The sequence below is a fragment of the Endozoicomonas sp. genome (assembly GCF_965196975.1).
GTDB lineage: Bacteria > Pseudomonadota > Gammaproteobacteria > Pseudomonadales > Endozoicomonadaceae > Endozoicomonas.
On sequence record NZ_OZ239981.1, the window covers coordinates 2678902 to 2694836 of the forward strand.

15 protein-coding genes are annotated in these 15935 nt (G+C 49.2%); 9 read left to right on the forward strand and 6 right to left on the reverse strand.

The genetic code is table 11. The annotated features are described in order from the left end of the window. Nucleotides 1–33 precede the first annotated feature (33 nt). Complete coding sequence (locus ACOCLE_RS12055; protein WP_419536873.1) at nucleotides 34–249, reverse strand: DUF7661 family protein; 216 nt, start codon at nucleotides 247–249, stop codon at nucleotides 34–36. An 8-nt stretch (nucleotides 250–257) separates the two neighbouring features. After that, nucleotides 258–932 (reverse strand): SGNH/GDSL hydrolase family protein, encoded by a 675-nt coding sequence (locus ACOCLE_RS12060; RefSeq protein ID WP_419536874.1) that lies wholly within the window; start codon nucleotides 930–932, stop codon nucleotides 258–260. 113 nt (nucleotides 933–1045) lie between these two features. On the opposite strand from ACOCLE_RS12060, the gene ACOCLE_RS12065 reads away from it, so the two are divergent. Continuing rightward, nucleotides 1046–2326, forward strand: a complete 1281-nt coding sequence (locus ACOCLE_RS12065; RefSeq protein ID WP_419532972.1) for an ISKra4 family transposase — start codon at nucleotides 1046–1048, stop codon at nucleotides 2324–2326. Between the two features lie 61 nt (nucleotides 2327–2387). On the opposite strand, the gene ACOCLE_RS12070 is transcribed toward ACOCLE_RS12065, so the two are convergent. Continuing rightward, entirely contained in the window at nucleotides 2388–2849 is a 462-nt protein-coding gene (locus ACOCLE_RS12070; protein WP_419536875.1) for a DUF3291 domain-containing protein, read from the reverse strand. A gap of 64 nt (nucleotides 2850–2913) precedes the next feature. Next, nucleotides 2914–3798, reverse strand: coding sequence for a bile acid:sodium symporter family protein (locus ACOCLE_RS12075; protein ID WP_419536876.1), 885 nt, complete (start codon nucleotides 3796–3798; stop codon nucleotides 2914–2916). Nucleotides 3799–4259: 461 nt separating this feature from the next. Between ACOCLE_RS12075 and ACOCLE_RS12080 the strand changes: the two genes are divergently transcribed. The 3 genes from ACOCLE_RS12080 to ACOCLE_RS12090 all read left to right on the forward strand — a co-directional run bounded on the left by ACOCLE_RS12080 (nucleotide 4260) and on the right by ACOCLE_RS12090 (nucleotide 6524). Continuing rightward, nucleotides 4260–4820 carry a hypothetical protein gene (locus ACOCLE_RS12080; RefSeq protein WP_419536877.1) on the forward strand — a complete coding sequence of 187 codons (561 nt, stop codon included), beginning with the start codon at nucleotides 4260–4262 and terminating at the stop codon, nucleotides 4818–4820. Between the two features lie 110 nt (nucleotides 4821–4930). Further along, nucleotides 4931–5683 (forward strand): hypothetical protein, encoded by a 753-nt coding sequence (locus tag ACOCLE_RS12085; RefSeq protein ID WP_419536878.1) that lies wholly within the window; start codon nucleotides 4931–4933, stop codon nucleotides 5681–5683. An 88-nt stretch (nucleotides 5684–5771) separates the two neighbouring features. Next, nucleotides 5772–6524 carry a hypothetical protein gene (locus ACOCLE_RS12090; protein WP_419536879.1) on the forward strand — a complete coding sequence of 251 codons (753 nt, stop codon included), beginning with the start codon at nucleotides 5772–5774 and terminating at the stop codon, nucleotides 6522–6524. An 89-nt stretch (nucleotides 6525–6613) separates the two neighbouring features. Here ACOCLE_RS12090 and ACOCLE_RS12095 read toward each other — a convergent pair whose 3' ends face one another. Both ACOCLE_RS12095 and lhgO read right to left on the reverse strand, forming a co-directional pair. Next, nucleotides 6614–7039, reverse strand: coding sequence for a VanZ family protein (locus ACOCLE_RS12095; protein WP_419536880.1), 426 nt, complete (start codon nucleotides 7037–7039; stop codon nucleotides 6614–6616). Nucleotides 7040–7117: 78 nt separating this feature from the next. Then, on the reverse strand, nucleotides 7118–8338 hold the full coding sequence (lhgO, locus tag ACOCLE_RS12100; RefSeq protein ID WP_419536881.1) for an L-2-hydroxyglutarate oxidase: 1221 nt from the start codon (nucleotides 8336–8338) through the stop codon (nucleotides 7118–7120). Nucleotides 8339–8500: 162 nt separating this feature from the next. Here lhgO and ACOCLE_RS12105 point away from each other — a divergent pair, with 162 nt between their 5' ends. The 5 genes from ACOCLE_RS12105 (at nucleotide 8501) to ACOCLE_RS12125 (ending at nucleotide 15935) form a co-directional block, all read left to right on the forward strand. Next, entirely contained in the window at nucleotides 8501–9604 is a 1104-nt protein-coding gene (locus ACOCLE_RS12105) for a linear amide C-N hydrolase (RefSeq protein WP_419536882.1), read from the forward strand. 266 nt (nucleotides 9605–9870) lie between these two features. Continuing rightward, nucleotides 9871–11478: an FAD-binding oxidoreductase gene (locus ACOCLE_RS12110; RefSeq protein ID WP_419536883.1), complete on the forward strand. Its 1608-nt coding sequence runs from the start codon at nucleotides 9871–9873 to the stop codon at nucleotides 11476–11478. A gap of 36 nt (nucleotides 11479–11514) precedes the next feature. Continuing rightward, nucleotides 11515–13131, forward strand: a complete 1617-nt coding sequence (locus tag ACOCLE_RS12115) for a glycerol-3-phosphate dehydrogenase/oxidase (RefSeq protein ID WP_419536884.1) — start codon at nucleotides 11515–11517, stop codon at nucleotides 13129–13131. A gap of 24 nt (nucleotides 13132–13155) precedes the next feature. Then, complete coding sequence (locus tag ACOCLE_RS12120; RefSeq protein WP_419536885.1) at nucleotides 13156–14718, forward strand: FGGY-family carbohydrate kinase; 1563 nt, start codon at nucleotides 13156–13158, stop codon at nucleotides 14716–14718. Nucleotides 14719–14816: 98 nt separating this feature from the next. After that, complete coding sequence (locus tag ACOCLE_RS12125; RefSeq protein ID WP_419536886.1) at nucleotides 14817–15935, forward strand: hypothetical protein; 1119 nt, start codon at nucleotides 14817–14819, stop codon at nucleotides 15933–15935.

Sequence of the window (15935 nt, forward strand, 5' to 3'; positions counted from 1 at the left end):
ATCATCGTAAAGAAGCAAAATTGGAACATACCGTCAGATGATTCGAACAACACTAGGGTGCTTTTCCGTTGCAAGCTCATGATACATATCGTCCAAATACTGCCCCAGACTTGATTCGGGCAAGTCTGGCGGTATCACAATGTCATACACTCTGGCTCGAGCCCCCGTTGGAGAGTCATTATAGAGCAACCACTCGCCACTTTTACGCTCCACCACCATCAGCCTTCCAAAAACATTGAACCGGATCATAAGAGCAATTAAACCCTGTAATTCCAGGTATCCATTATTTTATTCGCAATAATACCCGCCCAAGCCCGATAGCCAGACGCATTGGGATGATAACCGTCCTCAGCCATCAAAGAGTCCTCAGGATCCGTTTCACTGTGGATATAGGTCCACCCCTCCTGCTGGCAGAGCGTTTGCAACTCCCTGTCCAGAAGGAATGCCTTGATTCCCAGTAACCAGCTTAACGGGGCCGGAAGTAGAGGAAACCGGTTGATCTTTGGAATTGAGGTCATAAATACCTGGGTATTACCAGAAGCAAAGCGATGGACACACGCCTTCATGGTCTGACTGAATATACATCCCAGGGTCAGTTTCGTCGTATCATTGACTCCAAAACTGATGATCAAAATATCCGGTTCTTTAATGGTTGCCTCAAAGGTGAGTGAGTCGAAAACTCTGGCACCATTTTTTGCCAGTATTTCCCAGTCAAACGCCACTTCTCGATCCTGAGTCAGAGTATCAATAATCTGATGAGTCAGCCCCTGTTGGATCTCTTCCACACCAACCCCGGCAACAGGGCTTTCACCAACATGAAGGATAGAATATTTCGAGCCAGTGGTTTGAAACCGTTTACCTCTCGCCTCAGGCAGGCGAAGTGCATTTCTTTTTAAATGAATTCCCTGGTAAAGCGCGATAAAAAGAAGCAACAGACAACATAAGAAAATGCTTAGTAAAACGGGTGCTCTCTCTGAATGATTGAAACAATAGTGCTCTATTTTCACAGCTACTATGGGAACACCACTCATAATAGTTAACTGTCATGCCCGCTTCTGTTATTTCCAGCTCTACCAAAAGCATCGTTTTGCAAATTGAAGTTTCTATAGATTCAGGCAACATGCTGAATCTTGAAGATAGTTTACAGCGTGCACTCAATGAAGCCGGGCAGCTTGGAACAAAAGAGTTATTGGGGCTATTTGAATCACCCAATAAAGAACCTATCGTCGTTAATCAGCAGAAGTGGAACTACAAAGGAAAGGTTCTTAAGCACTATGAAACCTTATACGGTCGTATACCTTTGGAGCGCTCCGTATATCAGGGTGTCAGAGGTGGCAGTACTCTGGCAGCACTTGATCTTCGTGCCGGTATTATTGGTTCAGCTACCCCCAAATTTGCCAAGTCTATCGCCTGGAAATACAGCCAGATGCCAGCGCCTGCGGTAAAAGAAGATTTTGAGACCAACCATCAAAGGACGCTTTCAAATTCTTATATCAAGCATTTATCGGACAGAGTAGGTGCATTAATTGAAGACCAGCAAGACACTCACTACCACCTTCCTCCACTAAAAGAGCCTGTTGAAACAATAGCCATTGGTCTGGATGGAACCTGCATGCTGCTTTGTGAAGAAGGCTGGAGGGAAGCCATGTGTGGGACATTGAGCCTATATTCTGCAGATGGAGACAGGCTCCACACGATATATACAGCCAGTTCGCCAGAGTATGGTAAACAAAGCTTTATGAGCAAGCTCGACGAGGAGATTGCAGATCTAAAACGACTCTACCCAAATGCCACATACATCGGGGTAGCTGACGGGGCTAGAGAAAACTGGAGTTATTTGAAACAACATACCTCTGGGCAGATACTCGATTTTTATCATGCATCTGAATATTTAGCTGGAGCAGCGGAAGCACTGTTTCCAACCAGTAAGGCGAAGCGACACCAGTGGCTTGAAGACAGGCTACATAGTTTGAAAAACAAGCGTGGAGCAGCCAAAAAAATCCTTCAGGAAATTGAATCAGCCGAGCTCCCGAAAAAGACAATCGCACTGACAGAGAAGCGCTACAAAGCTGTGAGCTATTTTACAAACAATCACCAGTTAATGAATTATCATCAGGCGCTTAAACGCCATTGGCCAATAGGTTCAGGAGTTACTGAAGCGGCTTGTAAGACTCTGGTAAAGCAACGATTATGTGGTTCTGGAATGAGGTGGAAAGCAACAGGAGCGGAAGTGCTTTTGACAACAAGAGCACTGATCCAGAGTAAGGGGCGCTGGGAACAACTTTGGTCTGAGTTCATGACTGGAAAGGTTGAAGCTAACCTATGAGTCAGTTATCAAATTGAGAGAGCACCCAGTAAAACCATAAGTTCAAACATCAGGATAGCCGTTATGCACTCTGCAGTTCAGGTGCAGGGAATGGCCGGGCAAAGGTAAATGACTTTTCTGTTGGCCCCTGGGTATCCAGCAATGCAAGTGCCTGCTTTGCGTCTTCTACCGTAGGTATGGAGCCAGCAGGTATCCACCACAAGGCAAGGTGAGAGCCCTCCAGTTTATCGAACCAGTCTTTCTTCTGCTTAAGAGCACTAAGGTGTTCGCCCGAATACACATACTGCTTTAGATCATCATAGGTTTGCCACACGGACATATTGATAATGATCAGCTCATCTTCAAAAGCCGAAATATCCGTGGCATCCCCTTCTTCCGTCTGCAGCCGCCAGACAAAAACGGGGCTGTTTTCCGCCAGTTGATTGATGTAGTCAAGCTGGTCGACAAACCCCTTCATGACCGGGCTGTCCATTGAGCCTTTTGCTTTGGCAATATTGACCTGGGCAAGATGAAACGTGGCCATGATGTCCTTTCCTTTTTATTGTTGATTCACGCAAACATACGGCCCAGACCAGAAGGCACTTCCCTCAGGAAGTCACTGCCTTGCACTGGGCCGTTTTATCTTTTCTTAACACCGCCATCGTGAACAGAGAGGCCGTAACAAACATCAGGAGACTGTACACACTCGGGCCAATGGACATGGTGGCACTATCAAGAATGGTAACGGTCACCAGCAGAGCCAGCGTTCCATTCTGCAGACCAACTTCCAGACAGATGGTTCTGGCCTGCTGCTCATTATCCACCAGCCATTTGCCCACCAGATACCCCAGTATCATGGTCACTACATTCAGGGCCAAAGCAGCAAAGCCGGCCTGAAGCAGATACGTCAATACTTTCTCACCCAGTTGCAGCCCGATACTGACAATCATCAGTGCCAGTATCGCGGCAGAGAGCTTGCTGACATAGGGCTCTGCTCTCTCAGCAAAGCCATGCCATTGCATTCGAATCCCCATACCAATCAACGTTGGAATAATGGTAATTGCCATCAACTTAACCCAGGTAATCAACACCGGTAATTCAAACTGAGAGTTTTCACCGGCGTAGTGATAAATCGCCCAGTTACCCAGCAGGGGTATGGTAAACGTGGTAATAAACCCGGCAATGGTGGTTAATGAAATGGACAGACCAACGTCCGCCCGGGCCAGAAGGCTGTATAGGTTTGAGGTGGTTCCCCCGGGGCACAGTGCCAGTATGAAGAATCCAATGGCCAGTTCGCCGCTCAATCCAGCCAGGTCAATAATCAGCACTGCAACAATAGGCAACAACAGCATCTGACAGGTGATGCCCACCAGAAAAGCACGGGGCTGCATAAAAACCCGGGTAAAATCATTAAAGGTAAGGCTTAACCCAACACCGATCATAATAAGAATGAGAGCAACAGGAAGCCCTATTCCGACGAGAGCCTGATACATGGATGAAATCCTTGTTCTTGTTTATTGTTATTTTTATTCGTTGATTCTGCAGACTTTACACCAATAACACAATGGTGAATTCAGTCCAGTCAGGTAGCGCCCTCCTGGTAGTTTACCAAACCAACATAGTCATCAGAGATAAAGCATTTTTATAACATCGCGCGATAGTTTCTTTTGGCTCAATTCAGATCAGTAAACAACCGGTAAGAAGACGTTTGACGTTTGTTTACTCTTTGCCTATACCCATTGTCCCTGAACAATGAAAAGGGTTACTGATGATGTCCCTCAAACATAAGATTTGTTCCGCATTTCTATTACTGGTCGCATTTACGCTCCACGCTCACTCAGATTCATTTCCCAACCATATGAAAGATGCCTCTGAACTGACTCCCAAAATATTTCAGAGCACCCAGCCAAACGTTTTACTTTGTGTTTTACCGACCACAGCTGGATCAGAGGATGTGAATGACATCATTGGTAAGGTCGTTAAAGGTAATGAAAAAGACACCTATCTCTGTGAATACAGCCAATACTCTAATGGTGCATTCAACGGCCCACTCTATACCGGCGATTTTCGCTGGCTTGATGTCAACTATGAGCAACTGGCTAGCTGGTTAACGTCTCTGGCTCATGTTGAAAAAAACGATAATGGATCTCATTACTTCGCTTTGAGGTGCAGCGACCATCAACCAGAGCACCCGCCTGCTATCTGTGCACAGGCTACCTCCGGCAAAGGTTTTGAGTTTGGCTATGAAGTCACTGCGGAGAATGGTCAGAAATCATGTAGTGAATTTGTCGGTGCAGTTTATGCGTCGCCATTCTTTAACCTTGCATGGAATGAGTGCAAAGGCGATACCTTTTCTCCCAGCTGCCACCAGTGCAACGGTGATGGATGCGGTGCCTTTCAATGCTCTGCCTTCACTACCTGGGACCAGTGCCCCTCCGGAAGCCACGAGTGTGGCTTTCAAGTCTGTGTTGGTAATCTCTGCTCACAGAAGCGCCTCTGCGAATGGGATAAATAACTCATTGCCGTCTGTTTTCATCTGATTCTATTGTTGTGGTACTGGCACATTTACCGTATGACACAACCCAGTATCACAGCACGCCATCTCAGCCATACAAAAGGCAACTTATGATGAAGATCACGCATAAGATTTGTTGCGCATTACTGCTGTTAACCACTGCCGTGTTTACGGTGCATGCTGACTCTCTTCCAAACCATATGAAAGAGGCCTCTGAACTGACCAGCAACGTGTTTCAGGGTCTGAAGTCCAACGTATTACTCTGTGTATTGCCATCCTCGACCACGCCCAACAATGTCGGCGATGTCATTGGTAAAGTAATTCCAGGTCTTGAATCTGGCTCTTTCCTCTGTGAATACAGTCAGTATTCCCATGGACTGTTCACCGGTCCCCATTTTACGACCGACTTCCACTGGTTGGATGTGACCTATGACCAACTGGCCAGCTGGCTGACATCGCTGGCTCATTTCGAAAAGAGCAGTAATGGCCATTACTACGTATTAAGACAAAAAGATCATAATCCAGACCACCCTCCGGCTATTTGTGCACAGAATACTGCTCGTAAGGGCTTCGAATTTGGCTATGAAGTCATTACTGACAGCGGAGAAAAATCCTGCGATCACTTTGTCGGAGCCGTTTATACCTCCCCTTTCTTTGACGACGTACTGGCCGGTTGGAATGAATGCACTGGTGACTCATTTTCGCCAGACTGCCACCGCTGCAATGGTGATGGTTGCAGCGCCTTCCGATGCTCTGCGTTTACCACCTGGGACCAGTGCCCAAAAGGGAGTCATGTCTGTGGATATGAAACCTGTGTTGGCAACCTGTGTACACAAAAGCGCCTTTGCGAATGGGATAAATAGTCCAGAAACAGGGTCATCTCTCTGCGGCGTGCTCATGGTGTAAGTGCCCCCCTTTTAGTATCATTTTCCCGACAAAGGCTCATCAATAATGAATAGCTTGCGTAAGGTTTGCTCATTATTTCTGTTACTGGCTGTAATGGTCTTTCAGGTTCATGCAACTGACTTTCCTGACCATCTCAAAGATGCATCGAAGTTGACGGCGAAGGTGTATAAAAAAGTCAAGCCCAATGTATTACTGTGTATTTTGCCTCACAACGCTGAATCAGGCGTTTCGGGCGATGTAATCGGCAAGGTGATTCCGGGTAATAGAGCCCGCACCTATCTATGTGAGTACACACTGCCCACCAATGATATACTCACGGTGCCATTTACCACTCCGGATTTCCAATGGCTTGATGTAAACCATGGGCAACTGGCCAGCTGGCTGACTTCATTTGCCAGTGTAGAGAAAAGCGATAATGGAAAACCCTACTTTGTCTTAAGACACCATGAGCATAATCCAGAGCACGCTCCAGCCATCTGTGTCCAGACAACGGCACAAAAAGGGTTCGAATTTGGTTATGAGACCATGTCAGATGATGGTCAGAAGTCCTGCAGCAATTTTGTCGGCGCGACCTACCCATCACCGTTCTTTAATGCAACTGAAGCCGTAACCGACGGCTGCACGGGTGAAACATTCTCTCCTGATTGCCATCAGTGCAACGGTGATGGCTGCAGCCCGTTCCGGTGCTCAGCTTTTACCACCTGGGATCAGTGCCCAAAAGGAAGCCATCAATGTGACTATGAAGTGTGCGCGTCTCACTTCTGCACCAACAAGCCAATCTGTGAATGGGATAAGTAATACCCCGAGGACAGAAAAGGCACAAAGACAGGAGAGCTCAGAAGCATCACTCGACCTTTGTGCCTTCGAGTTTAACAAGGAAGTTGCCATCAGAGATTAAACAATACGGTCATGCACTCAGGCCAGGGCTGGCAGCTACCTTCAGAGGCTTCCAATGAACCAACACCAAGACTGATCGCCATATAGAGCCCGATACCAATCCCATTGGCGACGATATCACCGATACTGAAACGACGGTCGCGGGTCATCTGCTGGCAGATTTCTATAAACGCCCCAAACGCCATCAAACCCACTGGTTTCCACCAGACAATACCTGTCGCTGGGAACGCCAGGTCAATCAACAGAAACAACACCATAAAGGTGAGCACATGTTTAACCTTATCATTCATGAAGCGAGTAGGATCCCATTTGCCCGGTATCAGCGACATAAACAGAGCAAAGGCCAAGGCACAGAAAAACAGAATTCGCCAGGTTGCTGGGGGGATTTCCTGAAGTGTTGTTATCAGCTCATTCATTGGGTGGCCCTGAGTTTTTGGTTCTAAACAATCATCGGCCAATGGGTCAGGGGGTTGATGCTGTACAAACTTGTTTCATCAAACTACCTGCTGTTTCTCTTGAACTTTTTCACAAATAAACTTCCCAATAGGAATAGCCGAAGTGGCCGCTGGTGAAGGGGCATTACAGACATGAAGACTTCGGGGGCTTTCAGCAAACAGAAAGTCATGCACCAGTGAGCCATCGTTCATAACAGCCTGGGCACGAATACCGGCGGGGTAAGGCTCCAAATCCTCCAGCTGGATCTGTGGGCAGTATTTCTGCACCTGCTTTAAATAGCCGGGCTTCCACCAGGAGTTTCTGACCTCCTGCAGCCCGGTTTTCAAATTGGCCAGTGTCACCTTCCAGAAGCCTGGAAAGCGGATTATCTCCCAGCTGTCTCTCCAGCTGAGATTGACCCGACCATACCCTTCCCGTTTCCACCCCTGAACCGCATTGGGGCCTACCGTGACCGTTCCATCAATCATGCGGGTGAGATGTACGCCCAGAAAGGGCAGCTCCGGATCAGGGATGGGGTAAATCAGGTGATTCACCCCCCGGTTATGCCTGGTAGTCAAACGGTAATATTCACCACGATAGGGAATAATCTGAAAATCGGTGTTGATGCCCAGCATTCGGGTGACCCGATCTGCCATAAGCCCGGAACAGCTGATCAGGAAATTCCCCTTAACCAATACCTCGCAACCATTTTCCAAGGCGTTAACTGTAATTCCAGTTGCCGACTCCTTCAGTCCGGTGACTTCCGTATTCAGGAGCAGCTCGCCACCTGTCGCGATAAACAGCTCGGCCATTTTTTCGGTGACCCGTTTATAATCAACAATACTGGTGGCACTGACGTGTATCGCTCCCAGACCACTGATATTCGGTTCCACCGCTTTAAGTTGCTCTGCTGTCAGCAGCTCAACCTTAATACCGTTGGTGATACAGCGCTGGTATAGCGCCTGCATTCGCTCCACTTCCAGCGGGCTGGTCGCCACCAGCAGTTTGCCGCAGTTCTCTACCGGAATGTTGTGCTCGGAGCAGAAGCCAATCGTAGCCTTAATTCCCGCCTTACAGAGCCTAGCCTTCAGGCTACCCGGTGCATAATAGACTCCGGCATGAATTACTCCACTGTTGTGACCCGTCTGATGCATGGCCAAACCGGATTCCTTTTCCAGCACCAGAACAGATTTGCCCGGCTCACGCTGCTGCAACTGCCAGGCCGTTGAGATACCGACAATACCGCCACCAATAATGATGTAGTCATATACTCTCTGCATTGTCGAACCCGTCATTGTTCTTATAAAAGCGAAATGATCATTACATTGCCCTCACCAGTAAAGCATCACTCATAGAAAACTGGCAGAGTTTTCAATCCCGCCAATACTTGTCACTAGCAAATTCGTTCCACATTCAGGAATCGAGAAACGAGGTGACATTCAATGCTCGTGAGATGTTTATCACACCCTTTATTGCTGGCTCTGCTCTTCGTAGCGTTAATTCAATCAGTGCAGGCCTGTACCGGCATCACCATCACGGCAGAATCCAATGCCAGTGTCCATGCCAGAACCATTGAGTGGGGTGAGAGCAATCTGAACAGCAAGCTGATTCTTGCACCTCGGAATTATCAGTACACCTCCACCCTGCCCAATGGCAAAAACGGCCTGAGCTGGAAAAGCAAATACGGGTTTGCGGGTATTTCGGTGAGTGATGACCGGTTTATTGCCGAAGGGATTAACGAGGAAGGCCTGACCGCCGGCTTATTTTACTTTAAAGGGTATGGCTCACTAGCAAAGTTTGATCCCAGGAAAGCACGAAATAATATCACCGATATGGATTTCGTCCGCTGGATGCTCAGCCAGTTCAAAACGGTAAAAGACGTCAGGTCAGCCATGACCGCTATTAAAATTGTGCCCGTGTTTATGGATGCCAAAGGCAACCCATCCCCCACTGCTCACTGGCGTGTGACCGATAGCACCGGTGCCAGCATTGTGATTGAGATCGTTAACCATGGGGAGGTTCATATCTATGACAATGAAGTGGGTGTACTGACCAATTCACCAGACTTCCCCTGGCAGGTTACCAATCTGAGCAATTACATCCATCTGGAACCCGGCAGCGCTGCTCCCAAAAAGATTGGTAACTACCTGGCGAAATCCTTTGGTGTTGGCACCGCCTTTGCCGGATTACCCGGCGATATCAGTCCACCTTCCCGCTTTGTTCGGGCGTCTTTTTACCTGCACACCGCCCCCCCCATGAAAACCAGCAAAGAGGCAGTTTCTCAGGCATTTCATATTCTGAATAACTTCGACATTCCCCTGGGCTCAGAGTTTGGCCCTCACCACAGACAGCATATACCGCACCTGCCCAGTGCCACCCAGTGGACATCCGTGATCGACCAGCAGAAAAGAATTCTGTATTTCACCACCATGAACGATAGCCGTATCAAGGAGCTGGATCTTGATGCAGTGAATTTCAAACAAAAGACGGAAACCAAACTTCCCCTGGATAGCGGGCGTTTTACGGTGGAAAAGATAAACCTCTGAATACTCAGTGATATTCACCACAAAGGCTCAAAAACACAGAAAAGAGCTTCTCTCTGTGCCTTCGTGTCTTTGTGGTAAAGCTACTTTATGGCTTGCTCGATTTCTCTGGTCATTGAAATACTATGACTCTACTTGCTACATTAGCCAATCAAACGACCGTTTAACTCTAAAAACAGAAACTGTCGTCAGTTTATAAGCACTAACTGCTTTCTGGCTCTCCATGGCAGTTATGCGTACCAAAAGAATAAAAAGAACAGAGGTAGATCATGCGTCGTTGGAATGGCTGGGGTGATGATAGTTACGTTAAAGAAGTATCCGACCATGGGGGAGCGTTGATTCGCAGCATTATCGGTGAACCGACCCCGTTAAACGATGCCACCCTTGAAAGCGTGATGGCGAAGGTGCCAGCATCACGCCTGCCTGAACATCCACTCATTGTGACTGCTGCAGAAGACCGGGTAAGACACGCCCGCGGCCAGAGTTTCCCCGACTGGCTGGCCATGCGCAGTGGTGACTTTGGTGTTTTCCCCGACGGTGTTGCTTACCCGGAAACCAGTGCACAGGTTCGCGAACTTCTGGTGCTTGCGGTAGAGCACGATTTTATTGTAATTCCCTATGGCGGCGGAACATCCGTTGCTGGCCACATCACGCCCCAGGAAAGTACAAAAGCCATTTTAACCATCGATATGGGCCACATGAACCAGTTGATGGACCTGAATGAAGAGAGCCAGATTGCCACCTTTGGTGCAGGGACTCCCGGGCCACAGATTGAAGCACAGTTACAGGCTCGGGGTTATACCCTTGGGCACTACCCCCAGTCCTGGGAGCTGTCCACCATTGGTGGCTGGATCGCTTCCCGCTCTTCAGGCCAACAGTCACTCCGCTACGGCCGCATTGAGCAGATGTTTGCCGGTGGCCGTATGGAAACGCTAGAGGGCACACTGGATATTCCTTCGATTCCCGCCTCTTCGGCAGGACCGGATATTCGGGAGCTCACCATGGGTACCGAAGGCCGTATGGGGATTTTTACGGAAGTGAAGGTACGCGTACAACGTGCCGCAGAAGAAGAGAAGTTTATGGTCTGCTTTATGCCTGACTGGCAGGCAGGCAAAGCCGTTGCCCGGGAGGTTGCCCAGCAGAAGATCCCTCTGTCCATGATGCGTGTCAGCAATGCCAAAGAGGCTCGTGCCCACGCTCATCTTGGAACCTCACTCACCCAGTTCAAACTGCTGGATGGCTATCTGCGCTTTCGCGGACTGGACGACAATCGATGCATGCTGACCTTCGGTGTTACCGGCTCAAAATACCAGAATAAAGCAGCGCTGAAACAACTGAAAAAAATTCTGAACAAGCATGGCGGCGTTGGTGGTGCACTGGCCAACATTATGGGCACCATCTGGGCCCATGGCCGGTTCAAGTTTCCCTATCTTCGTGAAACCACCTGGGCTCAGGGCATAGCGGTTGATACGCTGGAAACCTCTACCGACTGGGGCAATGTGGATGAATTGATGCATCAGATGGAAGCGAGCCTGGAAAACGCCTTAAAAGACGACGGTGAAAAAGTCATGGCGTTTACCCACCTTTCGCATATCTATGGCCAGGGATCGAGCATCTATACCACCTACTTTTTCCGGTGTGCTGACAGCTACGAAGCCACTCTGGAGCGCTGGAAGAAACTGAAGGCAAAAACCTCTGAAGTGATTGCCCAGGGCTATGCCACCATTTCCCACCAGCATGGCACGGGTCGTGACCATGCGCCTTACATGCCAGCGGAAAAAGGTGAGCTTGGGATGCGGATGATTAAAACTCTGGTGCATGAGTTTGATCCGGAGAAACGCCTGAACCCGGGTGTATTACTTGAGGACAGTGAATAACTGGCCACTTCATTGAACCAATCAGGCATCCAATATATGTGGCAGAAATCCTGGCAGGCAGGTAACCGGAACCAGTTACTGGACGCATTAAAAAATAATATTGAATGGGATATCGTTGTGGCCGGCGGTGGCATCACCGGTGCAGGCATAGCACGCGAAGCCGCACGCCGGGGCTTGAAGGTATTGCTGGTCGATCGTCAGGATTTCGCCTGGGGAACCTCCAGCCGTTCATCCAAAATGGTTCATGGTGGCCTTCGTTACATCGCTTCCGGCGATATCAAAACCACGATGCACTCGGTTTCCGAGCGGGAACGCCTGATGAGAGAAGCCCCTGGGCTGGTTGATCAGATGGGTTATCTGATGGCCCATTACAAGGGAGGGTTTCCGGGACCGTTTGTCTTTAATATTCTACTGCGTATTTATGATTTTTTTGCGGGTAAGCGTTACCGTAAGTTTCATCAATTACACGACATTGAAAACCTGAGCCCGCTTATTAATGAGCACAACCTGCTCGGTGCTACCCAGTTTGCGGATGCCATTACCGATGACTCACGCCTGGTTATCCGGGTTCTGCGGGAAGCCCAGAAAGATGGCGCTACGGTCATAAATTATCTCGGTGTCGATGCTTTGATTAAACACCGTGATCGAGTAACGGGCGCTCAACTGAAGGATGCAGAGACTGGCCAGTTAATTCCAGTTCAGGCAAAAGTGGTCATCAATGCCACAGGAGCCTGGGGAGATGAACTACGGGGAGAGGTGACATCAGAACAACATATTCGCCCTGCCCGTGGCAGTCATATTGTAGTGCCCGGCTGGCGATTGCCAGTAGCCCAGGCATACACCGCGATGCACCCGGATGATAAACGGCCTGTATTTATTTTCCCCTGGGAAGGCAGAACCGTTGTCGGGACAACCGACCTGGACAACGGCGATATTGGCAATCATGAAGTGGCCATGACTCGTGATGAGCTGGACTACCTGATGAAAGCCGTCTGTTCCCAGTTCCCAAAAGCTGGGTTAACCGAGCAGGATATTATTTCTTCATGGGCGGGGGTACGCCCGCTGGTCAGCTCAGGTGCAATGAACCCATCGAAAGAAAAACGTGACCACAGTATCTGGAACGATAACGGCCTGGTGACCATCAGTGGTGGCAAGCTGACCACCTTCCGGTTAATTGCCCTGGATGTATTAAAAACCGCTGAAGAGTACCTCCCCGGTGTTGATTGCAGTGATACTGGCGCAGATATGTTTACTCAATATGAGCCTGCCAGCCCACTGTTGAAAAAGCTGCCGGACTATTTAAAGAAACGTATCCGGGGGCATTACGGTATGGATGCCGATCACTTGCTGGCGCAGGCACGGCCCGACGAGCAGGATGTTATTCCCGGTGCCCGTGCCCTCTGGGCCGAGTTGCGCTGGTCAGCTGGAAATGAAGCCATTGTCCATCTGGATGATCTCCTGCTCCGACGTACCCGCCTTGGCTTGCTGCTGGAGCAGGGAGGCCTGATGTTTGAAGACAGAATCAAGGCCATATGCCAGGAAGAACTGGGTTGGAGCGAGCAGAAATGGCAACAGGAAGTCACCCGTTATCAATCCATCTGGAATACCTATTACAGTATTCCGAACTCGTTCAATAACGCTGATACTCGATAATAAGAAACAAGAAGTGAGTGTGTAGTGAGTGATTCAGAATACGTACTGGCTATCGATAATGGCACACAGAGCATTCGCGCTCTGGTGTTTGACAGTGCCGGTAATGAGATCGCCAAAAGCAAAGTTGAGCTGGAGGCCTATTTTTCACAGCACCCCGGCTGGGCAGAACAGCACCCCGAATACTATTGGCAGCATCTTGGCGAAGCGTGCAAAGCGTTATGGGCCCAGGGCATTGTATCTCCCGATCAGATCAAAGGGATGGCACTGACCACACAGCGCTACACCATGATTAACCTGGATGAACATAAAAAGCCCTTGAGACCGGCCATTATCTGGATGGACCAGCGCAAAGCCGAACCGGAAAAGCCCGTTGGCGGCCTCTGGGGACTGTTGATCAAGACCATCGGACTGACCAGTCTGATCGAAGATCTGCGGGCCAAAGCCCGTGATAACTGGATCATGCAGCATCAACCCGATATATGGCAGAAGACCCGTTACTACGTGAATTTATCCGGCTACCTGACCTATCAACTGACTGGCGAAATAAAAGACGCCTGTGGTTCAGTGGCCGGCTACCTCCCTTATGACTATCGCCGCCAGAAATGGGCTGGCAAACACGATTTGAAATGGAAACTGCTGGCCACCAGACGACATATGTTGCCGGAACTGTTACAGCCTGGAGAATTGTTAGGTCATATTACAACCAAGGCTGCAGAGCATACCGGTTTGCCCGCAGGGTTGCCGATGATAGCAGCTTCATCCGACAAGGCCTGTGAGGTACTGGGCGCTGGTGGCATTGATCCTCATATCGGCTGTTTGAGTTTTGGTACGACAGCCACCATCAGTACAACAACACCCCGGTACGTTGAAACCATTCCCTTTATCCCTCCCTACACTGCGGCGATGCCAAAACGCTACAACACCGAAGTGATGATTTATCGAGGTTTCTGGATGGTCAGCTGGTTCAAAAATGAACTGGCACAGGCTGAGCAGCGTAAGGCGAGAGAGCTGGGTGTAGAACCCGAGCAGCTGTTCGATGCCCTGTTGACCCAGGTTCCTCCAGGCTCAATGGGTTTGATGATGCAACCGTACTGGTCACCTGGCGTACGTCAGCCAGGCCCGGAAGGCAAAGGCGCCTTTATCGGCTTTGGTGATGTTCATAAACGGGCACATATTTACCGCGCGATCCTGGAAGGACTCGCTTACGAACTGCGTTCCGGTAAAGAGCAGATCGAAAAGCGCAGTGGTACGCCCATCACCCGGTTGCGGGTCTCTGGTGGTGGTTCCCAAAGTGATGCCGCCATGCAGCTGACGGCGAACATTTTTGGTATGGAGGCAGAGCGACCACACACTTTTGAAGCTTCCGGCCTTGGTGCAGCCATTAACTGCTGTGTCGGACTTGGCATTCATAAAGACTACAGCGAAGCCATTGATAAAATGACCCGAGTGGGCGATGTGTTTGAACCGGATCTACCAACCATGCAGCTGTATGATCGTTTGTACAACGAGGTTTATAAAAAGATCTACAAACGCATGCAGCCGCTTTATAAATCGATTCGGGAGATTACCGGTTACCCGAAACATTAAGTAGGCTAACCATGGCCTTCTGCAGAGGCTCATTCTACCGGCACTGCAGGCTTTGAGCGTATAAATGCCTAGAAAAATAACAATAAAGGGAACTTAGCATGACAACGGACACACTGGAGCCAGCAGCGGCTCACCATTCCTCAATAACTAGAGAGTGGTTGAGCAGTATTATCCGTCCCATTGAGCACTTTGAGGAAGCTCGCCGGTATCGAGCGACTCACACCCGACTTGAAGCCATGCGAATGGCTGCAGAACGATTTCGCATGGATATGCTCAGTAAACCTCGGGTGAAGTTTTACCGCAGTATGGAGCTGATCCGGGTCCCCTACCCCACCAAATACGCCTTTTTAAACTGCAATATCATTCCCACTCCGTTTATTCATATTTTGAACCGTCTGTTTGTGGTTCAGGTTGATACTGCGGAAGGATTGAAAACCATTCTGCTGTCCCCTTCAGATGTTGAAGCCAATGCAGAAACCCCCTATTTCAAGCGAATCACCAACAAAGCAGGACCTGCGAAAGATCTTCTGAAAAAATTCATCGCCCCGCAAAGCAATACCGTAAATGGGTGTCTGGATCAGTTAGGCCTGGCACCCGAAGATATTGACTTCATCAGCTACGACCATCTTCATACGCAGGATTTACGTCAATGGCTTGGGAATGCCGATAGCCCCGGACTGTTTCCCAATGCCCGCCTGTTAGTCATGAAGGACGAGTGGCAGTCGGCAAAAGCACTGCTGCCACCACAAATCGACTGGTATTGCCCCAATGGTCTCGCGGGTGTTCCTGAAGACAAAGTGATTCAGCTGGACGGTGACGTCATGATTGGCGATGGACTTGCACTAATTCGCACGCCCGGACATACAGCAGGAAACCACTCCTTTGTTGCTCATACACCACAAGGGTTAAAGGTAACCAGTGAAAACGGTGTTGGCCCTGACTGTTATGCCCCAGAGAAATCCCGTATTCCAGGCTTGAAGAAGTACGCACAGCAAACCGGGATGGAAGTGATTTTAAATGGCAATACGCTGGAAGGAGGGATAGATCAATACATATCCATGGTTGTCGAAAAAACCATTGCCGGCAATCACCCTGTCTATCAAGATTTTCCCAATATGGCGAATTCATCCGAACTCACTGGCTACTGGGGTTTTCCTGGCTATAAGCCAACCGTGACTTATGGCGATCTCCATTTTGGGGCACTGACTAAGAAGTAA

Excerpts from the sequence above, each read along its gene's own strand:
- ACOCLE_RS12055 (WP_419536873.1), bottom strand. The coding sequence starts at position 249 with ATGATCCGGTTCAATGTTTTTGGAAGGCTGATGGTGGTGGAGCGTAAA.
- ACOCLE_RS12065 (WP_419532972.1), top strand. The coding sequence starts at position 1,046 with ATGCCCGCTTCTGTTATTTCCAGCTCTACCAAAAGCATCGTTTTGCAA.
- ACOCLE_RS12070 (WP_419536875.1), bottom strand. The coding sequence starts at position 2,849 with ATGGCCACGTTTCATCTTGCCCAGGTCAATATTGCCAAAGCAAAAGGC.
- ACOCLE_RS12075 (WP_419536876.1), bottom strand. The coding sequence starts at position 3,798 with ATGTATCAGGCTCTCGTCGGAATAGGGCTTCCTGTTGCTCTCATTCTT.
- ACOCLE_RS12085 (WP_419536878.1), top strand. The coding sequence starts at position 4,931 with ATGATGAAGATCACGCATAAGATTTGTTGCGCATTACTGCTGTTAACC.
- ACOCLE_RS12090 (WP_419536879.1), top strand. The coding sequence starts at position 5,772 with ATGAATAGCTTGCGTAAGGTTTGCTCATTATTTCTGTTACTGGCTGTA.
- ACOCLE_RS12095 (WP_419536880.1), bottom strand. The coding sequence starts at position 7,039 with ATGAATGAGCTGATAACAACACTTCAGGAAATCCCCCCAGCAACCTGG.
- lhgO (WP_419536881.1), bottom strand. The coding sequence starts at position 8,338 with ATGCAGAGAGTATATGACTACATCATTATTGGTGGCGGTATTGTCGGT.
- ACOCLE_RS12105 (WP_419536882.1), top strand. The coding sequence starts at position 8,501 with ATGCTCGTGAGATGTTTATCACACCCTTTATTGCTGGCTCTGCTCTTC.
- ACOCLE_RS12110 (WP_419536883.1), top strand. The coding sequence starts at position 9,871 with ATGCGTCGTTGGAATGGCTGGGGTGATGATAGTTACGTTAAAGAAGTA.
- ACOCLE_RS12115 (WP_419536884.1), top strand. The coding sequence starts at position 11,515 with ATGTGGCAGAAATCCTGGCAGGCAGGTAACCGGAACCAGTTACTGGAC.
- ACOCLE_RS12125 (WP_419536886.1), top strand. The coding sequence starts at position 14,817 with ATGACAACGGACACACTGGAGCCAGCAGCGGCTCACCATTCCTCAATA.